The organism is Nitrospira sp. (assembly GCA_029194675.1).
GTDB lineage: Bacteria > Nitrospirota > Nitrospiria > Nitrospirales > Nitrospiraceae > Nitrospira_D.
Genome location: JARFXP010000004.1, coordinates 58,575 through 83,093, shown reverse-complemented (window position 1 = coordinate 83,093; position 24,519 = coordinate 58,575). Strand labels below are relative to the sequence as shown.

The window sequence follows — 24,519 nt, the reverse complement described above, 5'->3', positions numbered from 1 at the left end:
GCTCCTCAAAGAAAAATGGTCTATCGTCCCTTGCCCGCCTTCATGAAGGGGGGATCACCGTGATCCAACCGATACAGCGTCATCGGGGCGAGGGTTTCTCTCGCCGAACTGACTTCGATCATCCCCCCACTCAGGACTCGATAGACATCGAAGGCGTGGGCACGATGATAGCGACATTCCTGTGAAACCAGAAGGTCTTTCAATCTTTCAGGTTGTTCCCAATGAGCCGTTAAGAGTGCGGTTCTGCAGGGATTACGACGGCTGAACATGAAAGACAGGTGGTCTGGGTACCAGTCAGCTCCACCGGTGGCGTAGGAAACAAACATCCGTGCCTGGGCAGCCGCGCACAACTCGGCGAGATAAGCGTTTGTGAGATAGCCGTTTTCACCGACATCCAGCCATTTGCCGGGATGAGAGAGAGAGGCATGGGCGGCATGGCTCCGAATTTCAAGCAGCTGCTGTTGTGACGCGAACACGAGCGGAATCGATCCGTATCGCCCGACCAATTGCTGGATGATATGGTCTTTGAGAGCGGATCGTCCGTCGTTCGTCGGACCGCTGTCCGCATGGATCAGCACATTGTGCCCTCGATCCGAAATCAAGTAGCAATTCCTGGGCATGTTCAAGTCGCAAGGGTCCTCTCCGTAGAAGGGCACGGACACGACAGTACCGCCTTCAAACGGCCAAGTTCCCCCATGGGCCAGCTCGATGATTCGGTCAAAACCCAGTTCTGCGAGAAGCGAACGATAGTCGAAAAACAGCCGTTTTCGATTTTGTCGACTGGGCACGATGATCGGCGTGTCTTTCGGCAAATGAAGCAAGGTGCGGGGATCGACATGATCATCGTGGTCGTGAGTCAGAAACACGGCGGTTGGTTTCGGGAACAGTCCGCTCCAGACCGAGGGCAACGGCGATTCGGCAAACCAAGGCAGAAGCCATGGGTCGAAGAGGAGTGCGCTGTCCCGTTGCCGGTAGAGGAGGGCAGCATGTCCAAGGTGCACGATGTCCTGATCCTGAACGATATCGTGCCAATGTCGCAGTATAGACGTCGTCGCAGAAGTGGCGAGACATCCATAGTGGTGCAGTGATTCCATCACCTTGGTCAGCAGCATCTGCGAATCACGCGGCATGGCCGACAACGCAGAACGGAGCTCGTCCACGGTATGGGTTCCGTCGAGCAGGCCGAGCAGTTTCCCTACGCTGGGACCCAGCGGCCGTCCGTTGAATCCGATGGGGATCGCCTGGTGATTGATCGCATGGAAGATGCGAAGCCCACCGTTGGTCACGGTTGAGGATTTTGCTGAATCGGTCGGGAATTCCCACTGGAAGGTCCCGTCCGGTCGCCGCCCGCAGCGGATGTGTTGTTGAAGATAGGGCCGTGCGTTGACCAGCTCTGCATAGGCATCTTCCAGCCGTTGTTGACGATCAGGATCGTCGAGCGGCGCCCGTTTCGAGAAGACGTCGCTGATTGCGGTATCGATCGCACTGGAGAGCAGGCTATGAGCTTCGTGGAGTCCGGCGACGACTTCAGGGGATACCCCGCCTACGAACGGGAAGGGGCCCGGTGGCTCCGCACTCTCCAGCTGCACCCAGCACCAGGGAGCGAGGCTCAGGTAATGATTCTTGGGAAGGCTGGTCCAAACCTGGCTCATGAGTCGGCACTGATCCTCAGTTTGCTGATCGCCGGTTCATACAGAGCCTGGATCACAATGCCGTCGGGATCTGAAAAATAGAATGAGTAACTGCCGTCTCGGTGCTGCTTGGGCTCCTTGACGATTCGCCCGCCCAGGGATTCGATCTTTGGCGCCATTTCGCCGTACATCCGATCGACGGCTTGTGGACTGTCGAGAATCACCCCGATATGATCGAGCAATTGGGCCTTTGTTGGTTGGTACAAGGGTAGTTCATCTTTTGGAATTTGGTGGAGTGCCAGATTATCGATGCCGGAGCTAAAATAGACATTCTCCGGATCCGGCTCCCACACCGATTGAAAGCCAAGCAACTGCTCATAAAATCGGCGCGAACGAGAAAGGTCCATGACACGCAGGGCCAAATGCCGAAGACCTCTATGGAGTGGAGCAGTCATACTAAGCAACTCGTTCGTTGATCCGACTAAAATATGCATAGTAGGGAGACTAACTGCAAGTCGTCAACGGAAAATCAGCTCCTGCTCCGGGCTCAACAGCTATGGTACGATCACCGTAGCCATGACATTTGATGGGATGACAGTCGTTGCGTTTGAAAGCCGAATGGCGATAGAGATCAGCCGGCTGATCGAGCGTTACGGCGGCAGGCCGCTCGTGGCTCCCGTTCTACGAGAAATCCCACTGGAAGACAATTCCGCAGCGCAGGAGTTTGGTGCTCGGCTCATGGCCGGTCGGATCGATCTGCTTATTCTCCTGACTGGTGTCGGCGCAACGATGCTGTTTGACCTGCTCAAGACTCGCTATGCCTGGTCGTCCGTCGTCGCGGTGCTCAAAGGCACGGCGATCATCGCACGAGGGCCTAAGCCGGTCGCAGCCCTGAAGGCTGTCGGGCTTCAGGCGACAGTGACCGTGCCGGAACCGAATACGTGGGTCGATTTGGTTTCAGCTCTGGATCAGTATCGTCCCGTGAAGGGACTGAGGATTGCCGTTCAGGAATACGGAGTCTCCAACCCTGAGTTCGTGAACGCGCTGGAGCAGCGAGGCGCCGAGGTATTCCTGGTTCCAATGTATAAGTGGGCTCTACCTGAAGATCTTGGTCCCGTTCGTCATGCACTCGATGAAATCATTGCCAGGCGAGTCAATGTGATACTGATCACCAATGCTGCGCAGGTAGACCATGTCATGCGTGTGTTGGAGCAGGATGGGAAGGTGGAGCCGTTTCGTGCGGCATTGAAGAAGATGGTCGTCGCATCAATCGGCCCGACCGCCAGCGAACGGTTGCGCCACTACAACTGGCCGGTTGATTTCGAGCCGTCACATGCAAAGATGGGGATTTTGATCAAAGAAGTGTCTGAGCGGGCTTCGAACATGCTCGACAGAAAACGATAGGTGATCCAAGTCATGACTGGCCCCGTCTCTTATGACGTGATCGAGCGCGTGCAGGCAGTAAAAGACTCCCGATAATCATCTCGAAGGCTCCTCGTGTGGAGTAGAGAGGCGATGTCGTGTATGACACGGCGGCTCTCATCCACCTGAACCGAGGAGGGTGCGATGCTGCGTGATGTGGGAATCGATCTGCATGCCAGCACCAGTGTGGTTGTGATGAGTGATGACGCGGACCGGGTGCTGGATCAGAAACGACTGCGCAATGAGTTGCCACTGATCGTCGGTGCCCTGGAGCCGTATCGCGCCACCGTGCACGGGATCGCCGTCGAATCCACCTATAAGTGGTACTGGCTCGTCGATGGACTCATGGACGCCGGCGACCGCGTGCACGTGGCCCATGCGCCCGCGCTTCCACAGTCCAGTGGCCTCAAGCACGCCGACGATCAGCATGATGCGCGGTGGGTGGCGCATCTGCTCCGCCTGGGTCTGCTCCCCACCGGCGACATCTATCCCAAAGCCGAACGCGCCGTCCGGGATCTGCTCCGCAAACGCAGCCAACTGGTCCGGCACAAGACCATGGTGGTGCTGAGTCTGCAGAGTCTCCTCACACGATGAACCGGGACACGGCTCTCTCTCCTCCGGCTCCGACCGCTCACCCCGGAGGGCGTCCGGGCTCTCGTCCCGTTTCCCGCACTGTGCTAGGCTCGAAAAAGTGGACGCCTTCAACCTATGATCTGAGGTCTGGAGGTGTGAGATGGAACGAGTTCCGCGACAGCAGTATACGAAGGAGTTCCGTGAGCAAGCGGTGCAGCTGGTCCTGGAACAGAAGTTGACGATTCCAGAGGTAGCAAGACGCCTGGCCATGTCGGGCAAGACGCTCGAGAACTGGGTGTGTCGAGCCCGGCGCGGTCAGCTCGCGACGCTGGGGGAGAGCCGACGGCCCGTGACAGAGCTGGAGGCCGAGGTCTCTCGGCTGAAGCGCGACCTGGCCGAGGCGCGGATGGAGCGCGACATCTTAAAAAAAGCCACCGCGTACTTTGCCAAGGCGCAGCTGCCCGGTACGCGCTCATGAGGACGCTGCGGCCCCAGTATCCCCTGAGTGTGTTGTGTCGGGTGCTGGAGGTGTCCCGAAGTGGGTACTATGCCTGGCGCACGCGCCGTCCCTCGAAGCGCGCTCAGGAGAACGCGCGCCTAGAAGTGGCGATCCAGGCCGCGCATGTGCGCACCCGGCAGACCTATGGGCCGGAACGTCTCCAAGCGGAATTGCGTGAGGATGGGTTCCCCGCTGGGGTCGGACGCATCAAACGGCTACGCAAGAAACTGAGACTACGTTGCAAACAGGTGCGCTGGTTCACGACCACGACGGATTCAAAGCACTCGCTGCCGGTGGCGGAGAATGTCTTGGCCCAAACGTTTGTCGCCACGCGCCCGAACGAGACCTGGGTCACCGACATCACGTATATCCCCACCGCAGAAGGGTGGTTGTATCTGGCGGGGATCAAAGATCTGTATACATGTGAGGTGGTTGGGCATGCGAGGGGGCGCGGATGACGACGGACTTGGTGCAGGGGGCGCTCAGGAACGCTCTCGACACCAAGCGCCCGGCCCCGGGGCTCATTCATCATTCTGATCGCGGCTCTCAATATTGTGCCCAGGACTATCAAGCGCAATTGCGGCAGTTCGGCCTGACCCCGTCTATGAGTCGGAAGGGCAACTGCTATGATAACGCGCCGATGGAGAGTTTCTGGGGAACGCTCAAGAATGAGCTGGTGCACCACCGGCGGTATGAAACACGGGAGCAGGCTCGGCGAGAGATCACGGAGTACATCGAGCTCTTCTCTATAACCGTCAGCGTCGGCATTCCAGGCTGGGAAATTGCTCGCCCGCGGTGTTTGCCCAGCAGTGGGCTCGTCAACAGCTGGCGGCGTGAGGCGGCAATTCATGGCGTCCACTATTGACAACCGGGGTCACACACGTGCAGACGGTCGCGAGTTCCTAGACGGTGTGGCAGTGTCTGGAGCAGGCAGTCCACACGCTCGCGGACCAGGTCCGGGCGGCGGGGCGGACCCAGCCCGGCTATGCGCTGCTGCAGACGGTCCCCGGCATCGGGCCGATCTTGGCCCGCACGATTCTCGTGGAAGTCGGCGCCATCCGTCGATTCGTGACCGTGGGGCACTTCGCGTCCTACGGTCGCTGCGTCGGCAGCGAGCACGTGAGCAACGGCACACGGAAAGGGGCCGGCAACACGAAGAACGGCAACAAGTATTTAAGCTGGGCGTTTATCGAAGCCGCTCACTGTGCGATTCGCTAGGCAGTGGTGATTCGTACGTATTATCAGCCCGGATTCCGCAGTAGCGACCGAATCGAAAAAACCAGTTTCAGAAACACGTTGATAATCAATGTCTTGAATTGCCATTTCTGAACTGCGCCGCAGTTGAGCGTGGTGAATGCTGTCTTGGTGGCAGTACAAGAATTCATTTGGATTGACCGCAACTTGTGAACGCACCTTGGATTTCAACTGCGGAATCCGGGATCAGCGGAAGCAGGCCCGGACGCATCCATTGGTCGCGCTCAAGGCCGTGGCACATAAGCTCGCGCGCGCCTGTTCTCACCTGTTGCACGAGCAGGTGCCGTTCGATCTGCACCGTGCGTTGGGGGAGGGGCCCGGAACTTGGGGTGAGGCTGGGAGCTCACAAAGGGGTTGGGGCGCGACTCCGCACTCCCGATTAGCCCCAGCCCTCACCCCGTCATGATCCCTCGCCACTGGCGTAGGGACTGAGACGCCTCGGTTGCGAGCCATGACGGGGGTGGCACCAGCCCACTGGTAGCCAGACATCCTGTGCGTATCTACGGTGGACGCGACCGGGAACCGACGGTTGTCTGGGGCACGACGTGCCAGGGGCCGGAGTCGATCCTCAGGGGGCTCGCTCCCACGCCTTGATCCTGATGGGGGACTGGTGCGGCTCAGGTACGAGCCGACACCGCTGACGAGGACAACCGGGATGCGGCGAAGGCACGCGCCCGGCCTGGCGAGGGAAGATGTCGTCGGATACCTCGCCCCGTTCGCAGAAGAAGAGGGCGCAGGGTGGGCTGTGCCTCTTGACCGAAGCCTTCGAGATGGGCGACCCCTTTGAGACGCTCTCGGGCTCGCTCTTGACAGCTGTTTTCATAGGTGACCCAAACTCGTTGTTCCCATCCAGAAAGAGGTACAACCAGTCATTCGTGAGGCGGGCTCGATGAAACTACGCCACCGCGTCGTCTAAAGTCCCGCGTCAACCGTGAGACCGTCTGCGCACTGACCGTCTCCTCCGTCAGCAGCGCCCAGCTTACACCCTTCGCCTTTTACACAGAGAAGATTACTTCACCTCACCGGGTAGCCGGGTTGCGGGCCTATGATATTCTTGCCTATAATCCGGAAGGTACTGGCTCTTATAACACACGCGTCATTTACATCCCCTTCCATAAGCACGATGATGCGCCGCCGCAGCTGATGGTGTGGATCGACTTGACGAATCAACGAATCCTGCAAATCCGAGAGGAGCTATGATGCGCGCGTGCATGCTGCGGTCACTTCTTTTCGCGGGGGCGCTGCTCACGAGCATCGCGATGCTCCCCCTGTCCAGTCTGGCCCAAACCTCGGGCTCTGTGACGTGGAACGAGTGGACGTTTACCTATGAGGTGAGCGGGAAATTTGATGGTCTGTCGCTGAAGGGCGTCCAATATAAAGGGTTTCCGTTCATCTACAAACTGAGCTTTCCGGTCATGCGCGTGTTCTACACGGATAATGTGTGTGGCCCCTATGCGGACCGGCTGGGGGGCGCCCTCTCCCCGATCCCCTGGGCCAACAATGCCAAGGTGGCCAAGCGGGAGTTTACCCTCAATGGCCGGCAATGGTATGAGATCGGCATCCGCGATGTCATCGGCCACTACGACATCTATCAAGTCTATTATCTCAGTGCCGACGGCATCCTGGACGCCCATGTGTACAGTAAGGGCCTGCAGTGTGTGATGGACCATGTCCACTATCCCAACTGGCGGATTGATTTTGACATCCAGGGCGGGAGTAATGATCAGATTCTGCAGAACACCTCGAGCGGATATCAGGTCAAGCCGATTGAGTTCGATGCCAAGGTCACCGACGCACTCAACAATGCATGGCGGGTGCGTGGCTCAGGGACGAACAGCTACGTGGATGTGCTGCCAGGCTTCACGGACTTCACGATTCCCGATCAAACCACGGACCCTGTGAGTGGGTCTGCCAACAACACCGTGTTTGGACGGCTCTACCGGAGCTCCGAGGACACGGGCTGGACCTATGGCCCGAAAGTCCAAGTCCCGTATAACAATGGCGAGGCGATTGATGGTAAGGATCTCGTCTTCTGGTACGAGGGCTATCTCCCGCATAGCGCGGCCGAAGGCAGCGAGCTCTGGCATTCCACGGGCCTTCGGCTGGCGGTGATGTGCGACGACGGGAGCAGCGGGCCCTGCCCGACGACCGGCGCCGCGTCCTTCACGCTCGGGGCCTCGCCGACTCACGTGACGGTGGCGGCCGGGAACAGTGGAACCACCACACTCACCGTGACGCCGGATGCCGGGTTCAATCAGCCGGTCAGCTTCAGTTGTGGCGGCCTACCAGTCGGTGCCGCGTGCAACTTTACCCCCGCCACAGTGACGCCGGCCGGCGGACCGGTGGCCACGACGCTGACGATCACCACGAAAAGCGGGCCGGCGGCGGCGCTGTCTCCCGGACGGATCGCCACGCTGGTCGCTTCGCTGGTGACGCCTGTGCTGCTGATGCCGCTTGGGGGGCTGATCCGACGGCGTGGAGTGGACGGCCGCGTGCTGAGTCTCCTCGCCGGTGGCGTGATGGTGCTGGCACTCGCCGGCCTGTGGAGTTGCAGCGGCAGCGAGTCGACGCCCCCGCCGGCCACGACCTCTGGTGGAGGAGGGGCATCAGCCACGGGCACACCGGCCAGCACCTCGACCGTCGCAGTGACCGGGTCGTCAGCCTCCGGCAATAGCACCGTCCCTATCACCTTGACCGTGACACGGTGAAGGAATCAGTGCGGTGGCGTCACAGGACCACTCGAAGCGAGCCACAGCGTCTCCAGCTGACGGCAGAGGGGCTTGAGACACGCAACGCGGCAGAACTAGAGGGGTCGCCCATTAGAAGGCTCCGGTCCGTGGGCACACATCTCCTCTGGTTCTGAGCGTTCTCATGTACTCCGACGACTTCCCTCACGATCGCCCGCCACCTCGTTTCACTGCATCCGAGTTTTCTCAGGTTGCGGTGTCGACGTCGTCCCCTGAGTCGCACCAGTCACCCATCAGGATCAAGGCGAAGAGACGTAGGCGTTCCCGCCCCTGGCCATTTATCCTAGAAACGGCAGTTGAAGCAGCGGCCTGCTCCGGGATAGCCTTGCTGGAAGCGGATTGGGGGCATCGTTCTTCGCGCAAAGGGAGTCACCGAATGGGTGAGGCAACACGCAAGGCATTGGCAGGACAGAACGGGGTGATCGCGCTTGATACCTTCGGAGGGCGAATCCACGTCGAATGGGATCCAGCGGCGGCCGTCACGCCGCTTGGCCAGTTGCCCTTCTTCATCGAATTTCTCAAGGTGAGCGGCGTATTTGAGGCGTGGGTGGCCGATTGCCCACTGGTCTACCAGAGCAACCATGCGTCGGATAAGCGCGCCGTGCTCGCGACGTTGCGGCTATCGATCCTCTGTGGCCACCACCGCTATGCGCATATCACAGCGATTCGTCATGACGGCATTCACCCTGAGCTCCTGGGCGTCGCGCAGCTGGTTTCGGAGGATGCGGTGCGACGCGCACTCGCCCGGATAGATGAGTCGTTGGGCGTGGTCTGGCTCAACCGACATCTGGCGAAGACGACGCAGCCGTTACTCACTACGCCGTGGATTCTGGACCTGGATACAACGGTGAAGTGCCTGTACGGCAAGCAGGACGGGGCGGTGGTCGGCTACAACCCGAAGAAACCAGGGCGCCCCTAGCACAGTTGGGGCGGCGCTGGTATGAGCAGCGGCCGTTCAAAGGGCGCATTGAGCCAGTCCCACAGATCCCGATAGGTCAACAGATTGAAGCGGAGCAACGCGGCCAGATTCGAGAGACTCCAGGGCCACGTGGACTTCAGCTGCAGAAATTTCAACAGCAGCATCGCGAGCAGGGCGATCCAGATTTGGACCTGTACGGCGTTCTCACTCGTGCCCACAAACGTCTTGATCCGGAGATGCTGTTTCAAGGCCTTGAAGAGGAGTTCGATCTGCCAGCGCTCCCGATAGATGGCGGCAATCGTGCTGGCCGCAAGCTGCATGAGAGTGGTCAGGAACCGTAGCGGCCGCTGCTGTCTCTCATCCCAGATCGTCACCTGTCGCAGGGGGACCGAGCACCGGTCAGCCGCATGGGAACTGGTGAGACGGATCACCTCATCGACCAGCACCGGTCCGCGTGTCGGCACGGAGCGTTGCTCCAGCACTTCGTAGAGCATGTTGGTGCGTGGACGGGTGACAAATCCCACCTCGTCGACCGTCCAACGATGATAGCGGGCATAGTCGAGATACCCGCGATCGATCACCACGATGGTGCCTGGCGCAAAGGTGAGCTGTTGGGCGATCCGCACGTCGTTGGTGTCGCCGTCGGTCACGAGGGCCCAGCAGGGCAAACACCCCTGGTGATCCAGCTGCAGATGGAGCTTGATCGCCCCCTTCGTCCGCTGGAATCTGGCCCAATCGAACACCGTGGCACAGAGTTCAATGATCGTTGCGTCGAGGGTGCGCAAGGGGTGCTTGAACCGGAACCGGCGGCGCTTCAAGGCCGCGACGGCTTGGCAACGGGTGAGGACTTGATAGAAGAGCGTCTCGTACAGCTGCCAGGGCCGATGCGCATTGGCATAGGCCAGCGTGGACCGAGTCGGTGTCCGACGGATGCCAAGGTGGACGAGTTTGCCAAGGGCGGTGGCCAAGCCGCCACAGATTTCTCGAAGTGAGTGCGCACTACCCATCTGACAAAACAGCATCGCTATCAAGTGATCCCAGCAGCTGAACCCCTTGGCTGCTCGCTCAGCGGCGTGCTGTCGAACGGCCCGAGCGAAGTCCGCGCGATCGATCAGGGCGAGCATTTGCGCAAAGCAACTGGCGACGGTTACCATACTGCACCTCCGGCTTGTGGGTGCCACGGCGCGGGAACGCCGTGGATGGATGTGCGTTGAACAACCTATCCTACTCACAAGCCGGAGGCCTGTTGAGAACTTATTTTGGACAAGAGTGGGGTGGACCCGGAAAAAAAACGACCGGCTACAAAGAGCGCAGCCCACTGCAACGAAGAAAGTTTCTGCGTCTTCGGGAGCGGTACAGACGTCGCGGCCTGCAGCTCGTGCATGTCGATGAGTGTGGCTTCGCGCCTTCCGTCATACGCCGCTATGGGTATGCCCCCAAGGGACAGCGCGTGTACGGTCTGACGTCCGGGCACCGCAGACCGCGCACCTCACTGATCGCCGCCCGCATCGGGCCAGATTTTGCAGAGCCCTTCCTCTTCGACGGCACCTGCGATGCCACGGTGTTCAACTCCTGGCTCAAGGCTAGGCTGTGCCCGCGGCTGACCCGCGAGCACCTGGTCATCATGGACAACGCGGCCTTTCACCAATCGCCGGAAACGACGCAACTTATCGAGCATACCGGCGCCACCCTGCTGTGTTTGCCACCCTATTCGCCCGACCTGAACCCCATTGAGCACGACTTCGCCGTGCTCAAGAAGCACCGGGAATATCGGGAAACCGCTTCCATCGACCAGATCGTGAAGGCCTATCAATGATTATCGGCTTGGTCATATTGGCCCCAGAAAACCGTTGGGACCCAAGCATGTCCCTACGAGGCGATCACAGATCTCGTGGTTGCCATGTGGCTCCACCCTCTTCTTGACTCATGCCTGAGGCAGATTAGGAATACTAACTTGTTCAGTGAGGAGGAACAGCGGGCAGGCGGCTGTTCACTCAGATCTCGTGGTTATCCCCACCCCAATTCGAGCTCAGCCTCCCTGCCCAATCGTCGCGCAGGCTGTGGGGCAAACGCCGTATCGATTTCGAGGGGCCCTGCTCGCGCCGCACGCCCTAGCAAGCCCGTGCTCACTGATGAGCCACCGCCTTGCTTGCCACGACCCCATGCGTCTTCGATTTCTGTCGCTGATAAAAGCGCTGACTGTCAGGAGAATACCGCACCGCGAAATTGGCCGCTTCGATCAACGCCCGGGCGAAATACTTGTTGCCATTCTTGGTATGGCCCTGGCCTTTGCGTTTGCCATTGCTACGTGTGGTGCTGTTCACGCAACGGCCATAGGAGGCCCATTGGCCACGGTGGGAACGCGGTGCATTGCACCGGCTTCAACCATGATGGTCAAGGCCAAGGTCTGGCCAATCCCGGCCCCTAGGAGTCAGTGTCGAACGGTAGGGCGCAGGGAGACTCGTGCCGTGTCGCTTGGTCTATTGCGGCACTCTGTTCGGCCACACAGTGCATCACCGCGCGGGGACTCGTGACAGCCAGGGCGAGGTCAGGGGTGGGCAGCACGTCGCGCATCGCCTCTGCCATCAGGGTCTTGAGGCGATTGCCGGTGAGGGATGGGCCGGTGTTGCGTGTCACGAGAGTTTGAATGCTCAGGAGATTACTCGTCTTCTGTCTACCCAATTGACTGCGTTTCCGCAGCACGTCACGGATCGCTCGTTCTTCTTTCGGCTAGATAGAGCCCGTGGGGAGAATGCCCACGCGAAGGAGCTGGGCTAACCACCGCGCATCGCTGTGATCATTGGGATGCGTCAGGCCGTCGGCTTGCGGAATTGCGGCGGTGGTGGCCACGTGCACCGAGTAACCGGCTTCCATGAGCCCATCACCCAGCCACGACCAAGTATAGGTGGATTCCACGACGAGGCCGTGACTGCGTGGGTGAAAAGGACAGAGGTGAGAAAGAGTTTTCGACACGTCAGTAGGCGTTCGCTTTTCGTACACGACCTGCTCCTGCTCATCAACCAGTACGATCACACTGGTGTTGGCATGTAGGTCAATCCCGCCGTCCAATTTCGTCATGGCTCCTCCTTGGGTTGGAAAGGCTGAGAGATGCTTGACCGGTCTCCCAACGGTACCACCCAGGCGAGGAGCCTTCTAGATGATTATCAGATCTTGTTCTGTGTATCGTTACCAGCCTGGGGATTCACGATGCGGCTGATCGTCGAATAGTGCAAGCCTACGACCTGTCCAATCTCAGACAAACTGTAACCGTGTTCCAGATGGGCACGACGGATGGCCTCATTGCGGCGCGCTCGGTCCGCACGGGAATTGGTAGGAAATAGGCGGCGTAGCGTCGGGCGGGTCGCAAACCGTTGCTGTCGGGGAATCTCCTTCAATCGACGCGTATCTTGAAGCCCGGGTGCCAGACGTTCGACGAATCGCTCACTGCCGAGCAGCACTTGTCCTCGGACATGTTCCCAGGGCGAACCATAGCCGATCCCTTCGGCAACGAAGGCCCGGTACTTGCGCTGGGCTGCCGCGCGCTGATGGCCAAACTGAGACAGCAGCCAGTCCACCGTCAACCACGACGGCACAGGGACGAGGCCTGCCGTGGCTTGGTGGCTCGACCAGAAATAGGTACCGGCTTTACGGGTACGCCTGACACGCACCGGGTTCAGCACGACATAGCGACAGAGCTCCAGGAGATAGCTGTCCCGATCGACTACAATCGCCTTGAAACGGCCCTGTGAGACGTGGCCGACCCGACCGTGACGCCGGTTGAAGGATTGGGTATAGACGCCGTTGAGCTGGCGCATGGCTTTCGACAGATTCGCCTTGGGCGTTTCCACCACCAGGTGAAAGTGATTGTCCATCAGGCAATAGGCATGCAGTCGAAGATGAAAGCGGGAGACGACGTGTGCCAGCACCCCGAGGAACCGATGCCGATCCTCGTCATCCAGGAAAATGTCCTGCCGGGCGTTGCCCCGGGTGGTGACGTGGTAGAGCGCGCCAGAAAATTCGATGCGCAGTGGGCGGGCCATGGGGCGGAGTGTAGCTCATTGAGAGACACAAAACAAGATCTGACCCTCTACCCATTTCCTCAGAAAGCGATAGAGGAAGTCACGTGTTGTGAACAGGCGTTGTAAGGGATTCTGATGGTGCCGGGCGTTCATATCCCGATTGGGAATGGAAGACAAGAATGCAACACCCCAGCTTCAGAACCGCGCCATCCTGATTTGGCATTGGGCAAGCGATTGCTGGTGATGAGGGGTATTATGGTTTGACCCGTATTCCAACCATCTATCTATCTGTGGATAGCCACGCCCCATAACTATACCGAATCCCCCGCGCTTTTCAGCATTGTTACCGGGCAGTCTCCCCGGGGCTATGGACAGGAGATCCTGGCTCGATTCTGCCGGCGACCGGCGAGGACGTCTTGATACTCAACGACATCTGGCCGGTCCGGTGGTGAAGCCAGCATCGGAAGTGTCATGAACTCGGACAACCGGTCGAGGAATGCTGGGAGATCAATCAGAATACATAGCAGAACTGTCCCTCGTCCGCCATCTTATTGCAGAGCTCGAATACAGACCTCGCGTCCACCAACTTGAGCGGGACCCGTCGAACCGAGACGGACTTGAGCGCTCCAGCTTCCCAGAGTGGGGCCTCCAGGATCGAGATGTCTCGCCTTTTCGAGAGTTCCCGTTCGAATAGCCGGGTCTGTGTGGTGTAAATGGTTCCGTCCGGTGCCTTGGTCTGAAGTTCGAAGGTTTCATTGGTGAACGGAGACCTTGGAAATTTCGCCTCGATCGCTTCCTCCACACCGTGGTAGAAGGTCATGGTCCGAATGTCGGCGCCGAGGAGAAGGATCTTGCCGGCGTGATCGAGCAAGCGGAGAAACGGCGTACCGGATCCGCACGGCGTTCGTGCGAGGTGATGGTTGTGCGTGAGCTCCACAGCCTTTGGACCGCACGCGGCCACGGGATGAGTGGGATGGATACTGCGGATCACTCCCGGGGTTCGGCGAAACACCTCCGTGACGAATCCCATTGCGGAAGGAGTCTTGGCAAGGTCAGTGACCTTCACGCGGGCGATGTAGTCCACTGCCGATCCACCGAAAGGCATTGTGGGCATGAGGAGCGTTCCTTCGGGACCTATCACTTCGAGAAGGGAAGCCACTACGTTCCCTGGACCGCCCCGGAAGCCCTCGAATCGGTTGAAGGCCACGTGTGCCATGACTACGTCGCCTGGTTTCAGGCCAAGTTCGCGCAGAGCGGCCGTAAGGTCGGCCGGGGTGAAGGCCTGGAACTTCTCGATGTACCAGGACTTGAGGCGACGGTACGTCGGCCTGACCAGGTTCTTGATCTTGGCTGAGAGCGACATGACATTGTGTCCAGTCTGTGGATGCGGATGGCCTCGGAAGGAATCTCAACAGCTGATGCCTCCGTCGACCAGTATGGTCTGTCCGGTAATCATCGCAGCCTCCTTGCTTAGAAGAAACTTGATAACACCGACCAGATCCTCCGCGGTGGCGAGCCTGCCTAGTGGGGTCCGATTCACGATTTGAGTCAACTGGTCCTCAGTGAGCGTGGCCGACATCTCCGTCCGTATGTATCCCGGTGCGACGGAGTTGACGGTGATCTGACGACGGCCGAGCTCACGAGCCAGCGCGCGGCTGAAGCCGTCAAGTCCCGCCTTAGAAGCCGAGTACGCCGACAGACCGTTGTATCCACGCGTGCCGATGATCGAACTGATGTTGATGATCCGGCCACCCCGGTTGCTCTTCAGCATTTGCTGCGAAAAGGCCCGGGCGATCTGGATCGCGCCGAGGAGATTGATCTTAATGATCCGTTCGCTTTCGATGTTGGGGAAGGTGGCCAGAATCCCGGCCATCGCAATCCCAGCGTTATTCACAAGCCCCCAGAGGCCGTCCGATCCCGTCCACTCGGCCACCGCCTTCATGTAGGCGTCGGCCTCATCTGCCTCGCCAATGGTGCAGGGCCGCCAGAAGAAGTCAGGGGCGAAGCGAGATCCAGCTTCGAGTTCTGCGAGAAACTCTGACTTCGTTCGGCTGCAAGTTGCAACGCGATGGCCTGACTCGAGGAGCGAGTGAACGATCACTGCTCCCAGGCCTCGGCTTCCGCCTGTCACCACCACAGTTCGTTTGCTCACGCTCGACGTGCTCCTACTGCTTCTTTCCCGATTCTGCGATGGCGATGGCGGGAACGACCCTGATCATCGCGGGCACTTGATGTCGAGGAAGGTCGCGACGGCACGTGGCCATCGCCTCGCGGCGCACCAGGTCGGGGTCCTGGTCGACTGAGACGACGATCTCTGCCACAAGAGCTTGGCCGCTGAGCGGGTTTGCCACCGCGCGGACGCGTGTCTCGACGATACCAGGGAGACCGAGCAGATATCCCTCGATCTCCTGGGGATAAACCTTGTATCCACCGACGTTGATAAGTGAGTCGCCACGGCCCAGGAAGACGACTCGGTCACCGTCGACGCGCACGAGGTCGCTCGTTGCCAGCCAGCCGTCCTCCAGCGAGGGGTTGGTGTGTCCCTTAGCAAGAAAGCCGACCATCCGGCGGGGGCTGAGGACTTCGAGGCACCCCTCTCGGATACGAAGGCGAATCCCCTGGACCCCGCTGTCGAGCCACGCGGCCGGGAATCCAGCGCGGGCATCGGAGACTGCGAACAGGGCGCCCCCCTCGGTGGATGCATAAATGTGCGTGATGCGGGCCTTTGGGAAGGCCACCCGGAGTCGATCGAGCGTCGACTGATCGACCGCCTCGCCGCCAACTGTGATCTGGCGAAGCTCGGCCAGCCGTCCCGGGTTAACCGCCATAAGGAAGGAGCGCCAGAACGTCGGTGTTCCGCTCAGGTGCGTCACCGAGTGCGTCATCGCAGCTTCGGCGAAACCTGCGGGGGTCCGCTCGGCCGGGACGATCAGGGCCCCGTCGGTCAGACAGGCTGTCAGGAGCACTTGCAAACCCGCGAAGGTTGTCGGCGGATAGGTCAGCAGCCACTGCCCATTGCGATTCACGGGGAGCAAGGCCGACGGGAGAATCCGGTCGAGCAGTTGTTCGAATCGGTGCTGGGCGAGCTTAGGTAAACCGGTAGTACCCGATGTCATCAGGAAGACCGTGCCGGAGGCTTCCGACGACACCCTAGTCAGTCGAACTTCGCCCGTCTCTTCGATACTGACTGCGACATTCAATTCAGTCGCGACCTTGATGACGAATTCGGGCGCGAGCGTGGCGTGGGCGAAAACTACGTCGCAGTCCATTGCCAGTCCAGCCACTAAGGTCGTGAGGATGAGTTCTGGATTGGCGGAACGGACAAGAACCCGGCGCGCGGAGGCGCCGATCCGCTCCGCGAGGGCATGAACTCCAGTAAGCACGTCCCCCCGGGAGCGCGGGCCGGACGGAGTTAGGAAGAGCAACTGGGAAGGCGACGAACGTAGGGCCGATTCGAGAATGTTCATCCGACGTACAGTCTCGCCAGCTCTCCCACGGTCCTGAAGTTGATGAAGCCAGCCTTGAATGGATCGCGGCCGGTAGCTGCCTCCATCTGAACGAGCATGCCCGCGAGGTCGAGTGAGTCAATCGGCAGATCCCCGCCCAGGAAACGGCTCGACTCCTTCAACTTGGGCGCTGGTTGTCCCTTCGCCATGGCGATGTCTCCCACGATCTGTTCGATCTGGCGGATCACTTCTTCATATTTCAAACTCATGGCGTCTCACTCTCTAGCACTACCGAGGATCACCGACATCGATCGCCGTAGATCCGAAATCCATTTGCCACCGACGCGACTACCTGATGCAATCCGGGCTGAACGCCGAAAGAGCGATCAGGTTTTGACGGCGATGTCGAATTCGAGGAGGTTGGCGTCAATCGTAAACTTTGCGGCCCAGTTCAGATATTGAAAATAGCCGTAGGTACCGTTCACGGGGAAAGAACCCCGAACCGCGCCTCGCTGATTCTCGGGGCCATCGACGGCGATGGTCCGCCGCACATAGGAGTTGGCGAGTTTTGCCCCCTCGAGATATTTCATCTCGCCGGTCTCCCGAGCGAGGATCAGCCAGCAGTGGGCGATCTGCGAGGTCCCCGTGAGACAAACGTAAGGAACGGCTCCCTTCCATTTGGACGTCAGCCGGCCGGGGAGTCGGCCATTCTTCTCCAGAGCGCTTAGGGCGCCGTCGGCCGTGAGGCGGGCCGCAGCCAGCAACGCCGGATCCTTGTTGAAGAAGAGATAGGCTTCCAGGACCCCCCGCAGCACGTAACCGATGGTGTGAGTCAGCGGAGCCTCGGGATTGTCGAGACAGCAGCAAGCAAACCATCCATTAGGCTGTTGCTTCGTCAAAGCCCAGCGCACATTTGCGAGCGCCGTGTCGGCGTACCGCCGGACGCCTGAAGCCCTGGCCGCCTCGAGCAGACCCCAGGAGACATGAGTCTCATAAGCCTTCTCGCCTGCTGCCGCGAACGGAGTTGGATGCTTCCGCCAGCAACCGTCGGGATCACTTGTGTTGCACAGCCAGTTGGCTGCGGTGTGCATTGCTTGTTCATACTTCCGACCGAATTCCTTCACGCCCGAAGAAAGCCCCATCAAGATCTGACCGGTGTTGAACGTCACCGGGACTCGGGGCTGGGCATCAACGGTTCCGCCCTGGAAGCCCCCGCCCGGTAGTTGGATCTTAAGCAACCAATCCAACATCTGCTCGGCGCGGGCGTGGCACTCCCGGCCAAGTTCACCTGAGTCGCGCTGTGAAAAGTCGATCAACGTCGGGACGATATACCCGGTCGTCTCCGGATAGGACGGTCCCCACCCATTGATCAGCGAGAAATGGCGGGCGACGCCGCCATCATTCGTGCGTGAATGATCTTGTGCCCGAAAAATCCAGCGAAGGGAGTTGTCGATGACCTTTGCCACACCGGGGTCAACCCACTGAGCGACCCCTTGCGCGTCGACGACCTTCTGTCTTTTTGCCACGATGGGAACCTTGGATTCGTGGTAGCGTAGGTCAAGTTGACGCTTAATGTCTCGGAGTATGCTCCTCACCCTTCCGATCATTAGGGTATCGCTCCAGAAGTCAGCGCCGTAGAGGCCCATCCCCTCTCACAGAAAAATAACCGCATTCAAAACTGTTTGGAAATGCGAGAATCCACGACACGTCAGTTTCATTTACGCGGCTTGGAAGTTCGAGATCATGAATCGCCCCTGTCCTCATGATGGTGTTTCCTGGCGCTCTCAAACCGACCCCATGCAAGATTGACATTGGGATGTCCTAGAATCCGGCAAAGTTGATAACCAAAACGGCATCTGACACCCAATCTGTCAAAACATTACATGCGCCCTGTCTGGCATGTCAAGAATCGATCATCGAGGGACGAGGCTCCCAGTAACCATTCGACTCGCTACAAGCGGATACAGTCTGCGGAGATGGGCACACTACCCAAGTTGCTGTTCCTGGGCAGGAGTTTTCCCAAACGCCGAACAGGCATCGAGGTCGGGAATGTCGGCGATGTACCCTCTGTCTGCTTTGCTGTAGAAGATATTGATATGGTAGTCCTTCATGATTCTTTACCGGCTTTTAATTCAGTCTCGGTTTTAACGTCATTGCCTCATTGTACTGTCAGGACCGCTGCGCCTTGAAAGCTCCCCGCTTTCAATTCTTGCGGAGAACTCAGTGGGGTCGGATCTTGTATTGTGCGTTGCGAGAGCCGATAGGATTCTGGAGACACGTGTCCAAAAGCGGACTGGTTAATTTGTTCGTGACGCTGAGCGGCTAACGTATTTATGCAAGATGCCGGCAATCAGGCTTTGATAGGGCAAGCCTTCCTCGGCGGCTCGCCGCTTCAGCATTTCAAGGTCGGCGGTTGATAATCGAATGTTGATCCGGGCGTTCTTGCGCGTGTAGCGCCGGGCGGCTTCCATGGTTTCTTGCCTGGCCATGTTCTGATTCTTAACCGGCCTGAAGGCGCTACGTTCGTAATCCGTGATCAACTTTTCCTCGTCTTTATCCCTCACAAGTTTCTTCTTCATGGTGTGCTTCCTTTCGCACGGTTTCTGGTGGCCTTTCGGCGGGGATAGATCGTCTTTAAAAACAGTGTTCAGTGTTCCCTGGAGACCGGAAAGACGCCTGTCGCATTGTCAGCACTGCCGCTCCTTGAAAGTTGCCTGCTTTCAACTTGTGATTCCCCGTAGCTTGCTACGGGGATCCTCTTCTCTGGTACCCTCTGGCGCAAGAGGTTAGAATAGGGGTCAGATCTTGTTTTGTGCCTCTCGATGAGCTACACTCCGCCCTATGGCCCGCCCCCTGCGAATTGAGTTTCCTGGCGCGCTCTACCACGTCACGGCCCGGGGCAACGCCCGGCAAGACATCTTTCTGGATGACGAGGATCGACAGCGATTCCTCGGGGTGCTGGCACATGTCGTCTCCCGCTTTCATCTTCGGCTGCACGCCTATTGCCTGATGGACAATCATTTCCATCTGGTGGTGGAAACGCCTGAAGGTAATCTCTCAAAAGCCATGCGCCAGCTCAACGGCGTCTCTACCCAAGCCTTCAACCGGCGTCACGGTCGGGTCGGCCACGTCTTACAGGGCCGTTTCAAGGCGATTGTAGTCGATCGGAACAGCTATCTGCTGGAGCTCTGCCGGTATGTCGTGCTCAATCCGGTGCGAATCCGGCGCACACGCAAAGCCGATACCTATTCCTGGTCGAGCTACCAAGCCACGGCAGGCCTCGTCCCTGTGCCGTCGTGGTTGGCGGTGGACTGGCTGCTGTCTCAGTTTGGCCATCAGCGCGCGGCTGCGCAGCGGAAGTACCGGGCCTTCGTTGCCGAAGGGATCGGCTATGGTTCGCCCTGGGAACATGTCCGAGGACAAGTGCTGCTCGGCAGTGAGCGATTCGTCGAACGCCTGGCGCCTGGGCTTCAAGATACGCGTCGATTGAAGGAGATTCCCCGGCAACAGCGGTTTGCGGGCCGACCGAAGCTGAGCCGGCTATTCGGCAGACGTGCGCGGACAGACCGGGCTCAACGCAACGAGGTCATTCGTCGCGCGCATCTGGAACACGGCTACTGTTTGTCCGAGATTGGACAGGCCGTAGGCTTGCACTATTCGACGATCAGTCGCATCGTGAATGTCCCAACTTCGATAGATGCACATAGCAAGAGCTGACCCCAAATTTAGTTGCGAGCCGTCACATCCGAAGATGGGATCTTGGTCAAAGAAGTGTCCGAACAAGCTTCGAGCATTCTCGACCGAAGGCGATAAGAGAAAACCACAGGAAATTTGATGATGACCATGTGCCGCCTCCACCGCCGAACGAGCTTGGTTCCGTAACCGATCTTACTTATGGTATCTATTCTGGTACACGTCGTATCTGAACGGAGACCACGGGATGGCAAGCTCTCCTCATGATCAGGTACGTCACTTCACTAAGCGCAGCTCCAGTTATTCGCTGAACAACCACTTCACGAATGCACAGACACATGGGCGGAGTTGCTCTCTGCCGGTGTTCTCATTGCTCACGTTGAGGAAACCTTTGGGAACCATGAAACTCCTCCACCGGTACGACTTGATAAGGCTCTCGCGATGGGAGTTCTCGCTATAGCTCCATCGCAGATGATGACAACGTGTATGGCTGATCGATCCTCGATTCAGTTCGATGTCTTTCTCAGCTACCACTGGCGCGACCGCGAGCCGGTGGAGCGCATCGCGCGATCACTCCGGGATCAGGGCCTCAAGCCATTCCTCGATCGCTGGTACCTCGTCCCGGGCAGGCCTTGGCCACAGGCGCTGGAACAGACACTGGTTTCGTGCCGGGCGGTCGCCGTGTGCATTGGCCCCGGAGAAATGGGGCCATGGCAGACGCGGGAATCAAACTTTGCGCTGGATCGGCAGGGGCGCAAAGCGGATTTTCCTGTTATCCCCGTCTTGCTGCCGGGCTCGGATCCGGTACTCGGCTTCCTTAGCCAGAATACCTGGGTCGATCTACGTCAGGGCACGGATGATCCGGCATTGCTTTCGCTGCTTGCCGGCGCCATCCGACGTGAAGCGCCTGGACCGGATCTTGCCGAACGCCTCAGAGTCACCCGTACGACCCTCTGTCCGTACCGCGGCCTTCTCTACTTTCGGGAAGAAGATGCCCCGTTCTTTTTTGGGCGACAGGCTGCAGTCCGAAACCTCCATGGGGCCGTCCGGCAGCATCGGTTCATCGCCGTCGTGGGGGCATCGGGCTCCGGCAAGTCGTCGGTCGTGAGGGCCGGCCTCGTCCCGCAGCTACGACAGGAAAAAGAAACGACCTGGGAAGTCGCGACCCTGTTTCCTGGCGGTGAACCGCTGAAGGCCCTGGCGTGGGCTGTGTCTCCGCTCCTTGAGCCGGAAACGAAGGATGAAACAGACCGCTTATCGAAGATCAACAAGCTCGCGGACGCCTTCGCGAAGCAAGACGTCAGCCTGCACGACGTCGGCCTGCGCATCTTGGACAAACAATCGGGAACGAATCGGTTGTTGCTCGTCATCGATCAAGCCGAGGAACTCTATACGGTCGCGAAGGATGATCACACCAGCCGCCGGTTCATCGATGAAACACTCGATGCCAGCGAGAGAGGCTCATGGACCGCGATGCTCACGCTCCGCGGGGACTTTGTAGGAAAGGCGCTTTCCTATCGCCCGCTCTCAGACCGACTGCAGGGCGCGCAGGTCAATGTGGGACCGATGACGCGAGCCGAATTGGAGCAGGCCATCACGTCCCCGGCCCGTCGCGTCGAACTGTTCTTTGCCGACGGTCTTGTGACAAGGATCCTGGACGACGTCGGTGATGAACCGGGCCATCTGCCCCTGCTCGAGTTCGTGCTCAAACGCTTGTGGGAGGACCGCCAGGGCCCGGAACTATCGCACCAGGCTTACGAAGCCATGGGCGGGTTGCAGGGCGCCGTGGCGAAGAAGGCCGAAGAGGTCTTTGACAAGTTCACTCCCCCGGAACAAGAAGTGGTCAAACGCGTCTTCCTTCAAGTGGTCCGAGCGGGCGAAACCGGTGAGGACACCCGCCGCAGAGCGGCGATCTCAGAAATCGGTTCGGCCGCGATGGATGTCGTCAAGAAACTCGCAGACGCGCGACTCTTGGTGACCAATCGCGCGGTGGCCGGAGAAGATACCGTCGAAGTCAGTCACGAAGCGCTGATCCGCCAGTGGCAACGGTTGCAAGGATGGCTGAATGAGGATCGTGAGTTTCTGCTGTGGCGGGAGCGGCTGAGAGGGCGCGTGAACGAATGGCAGCAAAATAAACAGGACGAAGGCACGCTGCTCCGAGGTGCCTTGCTGGTGGAGGCGCAACGCTGGCTCTCCCAGAAAGCGGACATGCTGACCGATGAAGAAACGGACTACATCGGGCACAGTGCGTGGGCTCGTGAGCGGGCGGTGCAGGCAGAGCAGCAACGGGCCGAACACGAGCTGGCACAGGCGAAGCGCCTCGCGGAGGAAGCGGCCAAACGCGAAGAAGCCGAACGCGCGCGAGCCGCCGCGGCGGAACAAGCGCAGCAAGCTCAGCAGGCAAGAGCGCAAGAGGCGGAACGGGCGCGAGAGGCGGCTGAGAGAGCGAGCCGACGACAACGATATTTCAGCCTGGCGCTGCTGCTCCTCTTTCTAGGGGGCTGGATAGTTACCTGGCTCTGGCAGAAGGGCTATGACCTCGATCAGGCCGCACTCAAAATTCAATCGCTCGTGGTCAGCATCCATGTGCCGCCTAAGATGGTACAGATCCCAGCCGGCACCTTTCAGATGGGCGACGTGGAGAAGCTAGGAGAATCATGGCGTAATCCGGTGCATTCGGTGACGATCAAGCTCTTTGCCATGGGACAATATGAAGTCACATTTGAAGAGTACGACCGCTTTGCCATTGCTGAAGGGAAGTCATTGGCCGGTGATCTGGGCTGGGGACGTGGTCGGCGGCCGGTGATCAACGTGTCGTGGGACGATGCCAAAGCGTATGCCGCGTGGCTGTCCAAAACAACCGGTAAACACTACCGTTTGCCCACCGAATCGGAATGGGAATATGCCGCGCGCAGTGGAGCGAAGCAGGAGGTATGGGCAGGCACCTCAGAGGAATCTGAATTAGATAAGTACGCGGTGTTCAGTAATAACTCGGGAATCCGCACGGCAGAAGTTGGAACGAAAAAGACGAACGAGTTTGGTCTCCATGACCTGAGTGGCAATGTCTTTGAATGGGTGGAGGATTGTGCGCATGCAATGTATGAGGGTGCACCCCAAGATGGCTCGGCTTGGTTAGAGGCAAGCGGCGGCGATTGCACATTGCGCATGATCCGCGGCGGTTCCTGGTACTTCGGACCGGTGTACCTGCGTGCTTCGTACCGGTTCAGGTTCGACACCGTCTTCCGGTTCAACTACCTTGGCTTTCGTCTTGCCCAGGACCTCGAGCCCTAACCCTTTGCCCTTTGTTCTTTTACCCTTTGCTCCGATTCCGCAGGCGAGTGCAGTCTTCGTTAGTGTTGCGTCCTACTCCGTTCGCCCTGAGCTCGGCGAAGGGCGTGTGATTTTTTCAGTCCGTTCATGCTGTGGTCCAGTCTGCGGGGGGGAGGAGGCAAGGAGGCGTGGCTGCAGGCGGTGCCCGTGCCGGAACCGAAGGACTGGGTGGACTGGGTCAATGCACCGATGACGGACACGGAGGTGGCGGCGCTCCGGCACAGTGTGAACCGCGGGACGCCGTTTGGGAGTGCGGCCTGGGTCCAGCGGACCGCGCGGCGGCTGGGGCTAGAGGCCAGTGTCAATCCCCGTGGGCGCCCACGGACGCGCAATGAAAAGTAGGATGTCCCACTGCTGTCCAAAATAGTCGGCTGTTTCGAGTTCTTCCCCCGTGAATGCGGCATATGAGACGGTCTCTGGTCACCCATCCAGTTCAGGTTGTCCGGTCTGCTGTCCAAGATCAGGTAGCGAATAGCCTCTGTTGGGGCGGCGCTGGTATGAGCAGCGGCCGTTCAAAGGGCGCATTGAGCCAGTCCCACAGATCCCGATAGGTCAACAGATTGAAGCGGAGCAACGCGGCCAGATTCGAGAGACTCCAGGGCCACGTGGACTTCAGCTGCAGAAATTTCAACAGCAGCATCGCGAGCAGGGCGATCCAGATTTGGACCTGTACGGCGTTCTCACTCGTGCCCACAAACGTCTTGATCCGGAGATGCTGTTTCAAGGCCTTGAAGAGGAGTTCGATCTGCCAGCGCTCCCGATAGATGGCGGCAATCGTGCTGGCCGCAAGCTGCATGAGAGTGGTCAGGAACCGTAGCGGCCGCTGCTGTCTCTCATCCCAGATCGTCACCTGTCGCAGGGGGACCGAGCACCGGTCAGCCGCATGGGAACTGGTGAGACGGATCACCTCATCGACCAGCACCGGTCCGCGTGTCGGCACGGAGCGTTGACCCCGGTTGTCAATAGTGGACGCCATGAATTGCAGC

The 24,519-nt window shown here is 59.2% G+C and carries 22 protein-coding genes and 3 pseudogenes; 10 read left to right on the top strand and 15 right to left on the bottom strand.

Going from position 1 to position 24,519, the window contains the following annotated elements:
• Positions 1 to 20 precede the first annotated feature (20 nt).
• Both P0120_18885 and P0120_18880 read right to left on the bottom strand, forming a co-directional pair.
• Positions 21 to 1,652, bottom strand: coding sequence for an MBL fold metallo-hydrolase (locus tag P0120_18885; GenBank protein ID MDF0676376.1), 1,632 nt, complete (start codon positions 1,650 to 1,652; stop codon positions 21 to 23).
• The gene (locus P0120_18880; protein MDF0676375.1) at positions 1,649 to 2,086 is read right to left on the bottom strand and encodes a VOC family protein; all 438 of its coding nucleotides are present in this window, start codon (positions 2,084 to 2,086) and stop codon (positions 1,649 to 1,651) included. The genes P0120_18885 and P0120_18880 overlap by 4 nt, the downstream gene beginning before the upstream one ends.
• A gap of 136 nt (positions 2,087 to 2,222) precedes the next feature.
• Between P0120_18880 and P0120_18875 the strand changes: the two genes are divergently transcribed.
• The 6 genes and pseudogenes from P0120_18875 (at position 2,223) to P0120_18850 (ending at position 9,045) form a co-directional block, all read left to right on the top strand.
• On the top strand, positions 2,223 to 3,035 hold the full coding sequence (locus P0120_18875; protein ID MDF0676374.1) for a uroporphyrinogen-III synthase: 813 nt from the start codon (positions 2,223 to 2,225) through the stop codon (positions 3,033 to 3,035).
• Between the two features lie 162 nt (positions 3,036 to 3,197).
• Positions 3,198 to 3,647: a transposase gene (locus P0120_18870; protein ID MDF0676373.1), complete on the top strand. Its 450-nt coding sequence runs from the start codon at positions 3,198 to 3,200 to the stop codon at positions 3,645 to 3,647.
• A 139-nt stretch (positions 3,648 to 3,786) separates the two neighbouring features.
• A pseudogene (locus P0120_18865) lies at positions 3,787 to 4,962 on the top strand (IS3 family transposase).
• Between the two features lie 72 nt (positions 4,963 to 5,034).
• A complete protein-coding gene (locus P0120_18860) occupies positions 5,035 to 5,343 on the top strand; it encodes an IS110 family transposase (protein ID MDF0676372.1) in 309 nt (102 codons plus the stop codon).
• A 1,247-nt stretch (positions 5,344 to 6,590) separates the two neighbouring features.
• Complete coding sequence (locus tag P0120_18855) at positions 6,591 to 8,087, top strand: hypothetical protein (GenBank protein MDF0676371.1); 1,497 nt, start codon at positions 6,591 to 6,593, stop codon at positions 8,085 to 8,087.
• A gap of 415 nt (positions 8,088 to 8,502) precedes the next feature.
• Positions 8,503 to 9,045: a hypothetical protein gene (locus P0120_18850; protein MDF0676370.1), complete on the top strand. Its 543-nt coding sequence runs from the start codon at positions 8,503 to 8,505 to the stop codon at positions 9,043 to 9,045.
• Here P0120_18850 and P0120_18845 read toward each other — a convergent pair.
• Entirely contained in the window at positions 9,042 to 10,199 is a 1,158-nt protein-coding gene (locus P0120_18845) for an IS4 family transposase (protein MDF0676369.1), read from the bottom strand. The genes P0120_18850 and P0120_18845 overlap by 4 nt on opposite strands.
• Before the next feature lie 92 nt (positions 10,200 to 10,291).
• Between P0120_18845 and P0120_18840 the strand changes: the two genes are divergently transcribed.
• Positions 10,292 to 10,861 (top strand): IS630 family transposase, encoded by a 570-nt coding sequence (locus tag P0120_18840; GenBank protein MDF0676368.1) that lies wholly within the window; start codon positions 10,292 to 10,294, stop codon positions 10,859 to 10,861.
• A 310-nt stretch (positions 10,862 to 11,171) separates the two neighbouring features.
• On the opposite strand, the pseudogene P0120_18835 reads toward P0120_18840, so the two are convergent.
• The 11 genes and pseudogenes from P0120_18835 to P0120_18785 form a co-directional block, all read right to left on the bottom strand.
• Positions 11,172 to 11,387, bottom strand: a pseudogene (locus P0120_18835) (transposase).
• A gap of 82 nt (positions 11,388 to 11,469) precedes the next feature.
• Positions 11,470 to 11,748 carry a hypothetical protein gene (locus P0120_18830; GenBank protein MDF0676367.1) on the bottom strand — a complete coding sequence of 93 codons (279 nt, stop codon included), beginning with the start codon at positions 11,746 to 11,748 and terminating at the stop codon, positions 11,470 to 11,472.
• 27 nt (positions 11,749 to 11,775) lie between these two features.
• The gene (locus P0120_18825; GenBank protein ID MDF0676366.1) at positions 11,776 to 12,123 is read right to left on the bottom strand and encodes a hypothetical protein; all 348 of its coding nucleotides are present in this window, start codon (positions 12,121 to 12,123) and stop codon (positions 11,776 to 11,778) included.
• 86 nt (positions 12,124 to 12,209) lie between these two features.
• The gene (locus tag P0120_18820; protein ID MDF0676365.1) at positions 12,210 to 13,085 is read right to left on the bottom strand and encodes a transposase; all 876 of its coding nucleotides are present in this window, start codon (positions 13,083 to 13,085) and stop codon (positions 12,210 to 12,212) included.
• Between the two features lie 490 nt (positions 13,086 to 13,575).
• Entirely contained in the window at positions 13,576 to 14,427 is an 852-nt protein-coding gene (locus tag P0120_18815; protein ID MDF0676364.1) for an AAC(3) family N-acetyltransferase, read from the bottom strand.
• 45 nt (positions 14,428 to 14,472) lie between these two features.
• A complete protein-coding gene (locus tag P0120_18810; protein ID MDF0676363.1) occupies positions 14,473 to 15,216 on the bottom strand; it encodes an SDR family oxidoreductase in 744 nt (247 codons plus the stop codon).
• A gap of 13 nt (positions 15,217 to 15,229) precedes the next feature.
• Positions 15,230 to 16,447 (bottom strand): fatty acid--CoA ligase family protein, encoded by a 1,218-nt coding sequence (locus P0120_18805; GenBank protein ID MDF0676362.1) that lies wholly within the window; start codon positions 16,445 to 16,447, stop codon positions 15,230 to 15,232.
• Positions 16,448 to 16,527: 80 nt separating this feature from the next.
• Complete coding sequence (locus P0120_18800) at positions 16,528 to 16,779, bottom strand: hypothetical protein (protein ID MDF0676361.1); 252 nt, start codon at positions 16,777 to 16,779, stop codon at positions 16,528 to 16,530.
• Positions 16,780 to 16,896: 117 nt separating this feature from the next.
• Positions 16,897 to 18,105: a prenyltransferase/squalene oxidase repeat-containing protein gene (locus P0120_18795; GenBank protein ID MDF0676360.1), complete on the bottom strand. Its 1,209-nt coding sequence runs from the start codon at positions 18,103 to 18,105 to the stop codon at positions 16,897 to 16,899.
• Between the two features lie 390 nt (positions 18,106 to 18,495).
• Positions 18,496 to 18,621 (bottom strand): hypothetical protein, encoded by a 126-nt coding sequence (locus P0120_18790; GenBank protein ID MDF0676359.1) that lies wholly within the window; start codon positions 18,619 to 18,621, stop codon positions 18,496 to 18,498.
• Between the two features lie 186 nt (positions 18,622 to 18,807).
• Positions 18,808 to 19,089: a hypothetical protein gene (locus P0120_18785; GenBank protein MDF0676358.1), complete on the bottom strand. Its 282-nt coding sequence runs from the start codon at positions 19,087 to 19,089 to the stop codon at positions 18,808 to 18,810.
• A 262-nt stretch (positions 19,090 to 19,351) separates the two neighbouring features.
• Between P0120_18785 and P0120_18780 the strand changes: the two genes are divergently transcribed.
• The 3 genes from P0120_18780 to P0120_18770 all read left to right on the top strand — a co-directional run bounded on the left by P0120_18780 (position 19,352) and on the right by P0120_18770 (position 23,875).
• Positions 19,352 to 20,227: a transposase gene (locus P0120_18780; protein MDF0676357.1), complete on the top strand. Its 876-nt coding sequence runs from the start codon at positions 19,352 to 19,354 to the stop codon at positions 20,225 to 20,227.
• A 462-nt stretch (positions 20,228 to 20,689) separates the two neighbouring features.
• A complete protein-coding gene (locus P0120_18775) occupies positions 20,690 to 23,494 on the top strand; it encodes an SUMF1/EgtB/PvdO family nonheme iron enzyme (protein MDF0676356.1) in 2,805 nt (934 codons plus the stop codon).
• A gap of 126 nt (positions 23,495 to 23,620) precedes the next feature.
• Positions 23,621 to 23,875 (top strand): hypothetical protein, encoded by a 255-nt coding sequence (locus tag P0120_18770; GenBank protein ID MDF0676355.1) that lies wholly within the window; start codon positions 23,621 to 23,623, stop codon positions 23,873 to 23,875.
• Between the two features lie 274 nt (positions 23,876 to 24,149).
• On the opposite strand, the pseudogene P0120_18765 reads toward P0120_18770, so the two are convergent.
• Positions 24,150 to 24,509: pseudogene (locus P0120_18765) on the bottom strand (transposase).
• Between the last annotated feature and the right edge of the window lie 10 nt (positions 24,510 to 24,519).

Excerpts from the sequence above, each read along its gene's own strand:
- P0120_18845 (MDF0676369.1), bottom strand. The coding sequence starts at position 10,199 with ATGGTAACCGTCGCCAGTTGCTTTGCGCAAATGCTCGCCCTGATCGAT.
- P0120_18815 (MDF0676364.1), bottom strand. The coding sequence starts at position 14,427 with ATGTCGCTCTCAGCCAAGATCAAGAACCTGGTCAGGCCGACGTACCGT.
- P0120_18770 (MDF0676355.1), top strand. The coding sequence starts at position 23,621 with ATGCTGTGGTCCAGTCTGCGGGGGGGAGGAGGCAAGGAGGCGTGGCTG.
- P0120_18875 (MDF0676374.1), top strand. The coding sequence starts at position 2,223 with ATGACAGTCGTTGCGTTTGAAAGCCGAATGGCGATAGAGATCAGCCGG.
- P0120_18775 (MDF0676356.1), top strand. The coding sequence starts at position 20,690 with ATGGCTGATCGATCCTCGATTCAGTTCGATGTCTTTCTCAGCTACCAC.
- P0120_18790 (MDF0676359.1), bottom strand. The coding sequence starts at position 18,621 with ATGAAGGACTACCATATCAATATCTTCTACAGCAAAGCAGACAGAGGG.
- P0120_18800 (MDF0676361.1), bottom strand. The coding sequence starts at position 16,779 with ATGAGTTTGAAATATGAAGAAGTGATCCGCCAGATCGAACAGATCGTG.
- P0120_18855 (MDF0676371.1), top strand. The coding sequence starts at position 6,591 with ATGCTGCGGTCACTTCTTTTCGCGGGGGCGCTGCTCACGAGCATCGCG.
- P0120_18880 (MDF0676375.1), bottom strand. The coding sequence starts at position 2,086 with ATGACTGCTCCACTCCATAGAGGTCTTCGGCATTTGGCCCTGCGTGTC.
- P0120_18820 (MDF0676365.1), bottom strand. The coding sequence starts at position 13,085 with ATGGCCCGCCCACTGCGCATCGAATTTTCTGGCGCGCTCTACCACGTC.
- P0120_18780 (MDF0676357.1), top strand. The coding sequence starts at position 19,352 with ATGGCCCGCCCCCTGCGAATTGAGTTTCCTGGCGCGCTCTACCACGTC.
- P0120_18785 (MDF0676358.1), bottom strand. The coding sequence starts at position 19,089 with ATGAAGAAGAAACTTGTGAGGGATAAAGACGAGGAAAAGTTGATCACG.
- P0120_18850 (MDF0676370.1), top strand. The coding sequence starts at position 8,503 with ATGGGTGAGGCAACACGCAAGGCATTGGCAGGACAGAACGGGGTGATC.
- P0120_18825 (MDF0676366.1), bottom strand. The coding sequence starts at position 12,123 with ATGACGAAATTGGACGGCGGGATTGACCTACATGCCAACACCAGTGTG.
- P0120_18870 (MDF0676373.1), top strand. The coding sequence starts at position 3,198 with ATGCTGCGTGATGTGGGAATCGATCTGCATGCCAGCACCAGTGTGGTT.
- P0120_18885 (MDF0676376.1), bottom strand. The coding sequence starts at position 1,652 with ATGAGCCAGGTTTGGACCAGCCTTCCCAAGAATCATTACCTGAGCCTC.